Consider the following 2,522-nt stretch of genomic DNA (forward strand, 5'->3'; position numbering starts at 1 on the left):
CCCATGACCAGACCCGGCCGCTGCTGGCGGCGGGCGGCGAGATCGCGCTCGACATCGGCGCGCGCGGCCGGCTCACGCTCGACGGTCTCGTGATTTCCGGCGGGGCGCTGCGGCTGGCGGCCTTCGCCGACGTCGAACCGCGCGAACTGGTGCTGCGCGACTGCACGCTGGTGCCCGGGCTCACACTGGCGGGAGACGGCAGTCCAGTGTCGCCGGGCAAGCCCAGCCTGATCATCGAGCATCCCTTCGCCAAGGTGACATTGGAGCGTTGTATCGTCGGACCGATCCACGCCGTCACTGACGCCGAGGTGACGCTGACCGATTGCATCATCGATGCCGGAGCACCGGAGAACGTCGCTTTCGCCGCTGACGATGCCGGCGACACTGGTGCCGAATTGACCGTCGCCCAATGCACATTGATCGGCAAGGTTCACAGCAAGCTGCTCAAGCTCGCCTCCAACACCATCTTCTTCGCAAAGCTCGGCCCGAAGCCCGCGGAGAAATGGATCGCGCCGCTGCTGGTCCAGCGCCGCCAGGAGGACTGTGTCCGCTTCTGCTACGTACCGCCGGGCTCGATCGCGCCGCGGCGCTTCCATTGCGTGCCGAACGACGCAGCGCCTGCCGCGCTGCCGCTGTTCACGTCGCTGCGCTACGGCGATCCCGGCTATGCGCAACTGCGCCGCACCACCAGCCTCGCGATCCGCGCGGGCGGCGACAATGACAGCGAGATCGGCGTGCTCAACGCATTATTCGAACCGCAGCGCGAGGCCAATCTCAGGCTGCGGCTCGACGAATATCTACGTTTCGGGCTGCACGCGGGCCTGTTCTTCGCGAGTTGACCGAGTGCATCGGAGGCTATCATGGGTGCCGACTTCTCACGCGTCCGTCTCGACCCGCTGCTCGATTTTGCCGGCCTGGAGCTGAAGCAGGGCGCGGTGCTGCTGGACGGCGACGCCAACGAACTGATGGCGATTCTCGACCGCAGGCTCCGGGCACTCGCGAGCGACACGCTCGGCCGCGCCACGGTCTCCTCGACCACGCCTGACGCATTCAAGCTGGGCGTTGCCGGCAACACGCTGGAGATCGGCAAGGGGCGGCTTTATGTCGACGGTCTGCTTGCGGAAAACCACGGTCTTGCCGATCCCGACAAGCGCCTGTTCGACGACCTCATGGCCGAGACGGTGTTCACCGACAAGCTGACCTATGCGACGCAGCCCTATCTGCCGGCCGCGGTGCGGCCGCCGCTGCCGACCGCCGGCCGCCATCTCGTCTATCTCGACGTCTGGGAGCGCGAGCTGACCTATCTGGAGCGGCCGGAGCTGGTCGAGATCGCCGTCGGAGTCGAGACCAGTTCACGGCTCCAGACGGTGTGGCAGGTGCGGGTGCTCGACACCGATGCCGGCGCCAACACCAGTTGTGCTACGCCGGACGAGGACGTACCCGGCTGGAATGCAGTGATCGCGCCGTCGACCGCCGTGCTCACGACCGGCACGTTCGACGCGGCGCCGGTGACCGATCCTTGCGAGCTGCCGCCGACCGGCGGCTTCCGTGGACTGGAGAACCAGCTCTACCGGGTCGAGATCCACGATCCCGGCCAGCCGGGCGGCACTGCGACCTTCAAATGGTCGCGCGAGAATGCCAGCATCGGCTCGCGTGTTGCCAGCGTCGTGTCGTCGACCGAGCTCGAGCTCGATAGCCTCGGGCGCGACGACGTGCTGCGCTTCAACACCGGCGACTGGGTCGAGATCATCGACGACGCCCGGGAGTTTTCGCAAGAGTCCGGCGTGATGCGCCGCATCACGGTGACCGAGGCAACCCGCCGCATCAGTTTCACGCCGGCCTTGCCGGCGCTGATGCTGCCGCCGGGCTTCCCCAACAGTGACTGGCCGAAGCAGACCAACCTGCGGGTGCGCCGCTGGGATCACAAGGGAAAAGTGTTCCGGACCGACCCAAGCGGAACGCCGGTGCAGATCGGCGATCTCGATGCCGCCGGATCGACCGGCACGATCAAGGTGCCGGCCGCGGGCACGACGGTCCTGCTTGAGGACGGCGTCACCGTGAGCTTCGATTCGACCGGTGCTTCGGGCTTTCACGCCGGCGACTGGTGGGCCTTCGCCGCGCGCACGGCGGATGCCAGCGTCGAGAAGCTCGATCGCGCCCCGCCGCGCGGCATCCATCACCATTTTGCGCGGCTCGGCATCTGGGATGTCGGCGCCAAGAGCGTGACCGACTGCCGCAACCCTTGGCCGCCCAAGGGCGAAGGCCACGACTGCGCCTGCACGGCCTGCGTCACGGTCGAGCAGCATGAGAGCGGCAGCTTCACCATCCAGGACGCCGTCAACAAGGTGCGCGAGACCGGCGGCACCATCTGTCTCGGCCCCGGCCGCTACGTGTTGAAAGAGGCCGTGACGGTCAACCATGCGCAATCGGTGCGCATCGTCGGCAAGGGCCCGGCAACGCTGTTGCTGGCGCCGGCCGGCGCCTTCGCGATCCAGGACAGTCTTGCGATCGCGATCGAAGAC

The 2,522-nt window shown here is 67.4% G+C and carries 1 protein-coding gene and 1 pseudogene; both read left to right on the forward strand.

What is annotated here, in order from left to right; all coding sequences use genetic code 11:
* Positions 1-839 (forward strand): annotated as a pseudogene (locus ACXJL8_RS38820) (hypothetical protein); the annotation flags it as partial.
* Between the two features lie 21 nt (positions 840-860).
* A partial coding sequence (locus tag ACXJL8_RS38825; RefSeq protein WP_456686796.1) for a DUF6519 domain-containing protein occupies positions 861-2,522 on the forward strand: 1,662 nt, incomplete at its 3' end.

The organism is Bradyrhizobium sp. P5_C11_2 (assembly GCF_054049755.1).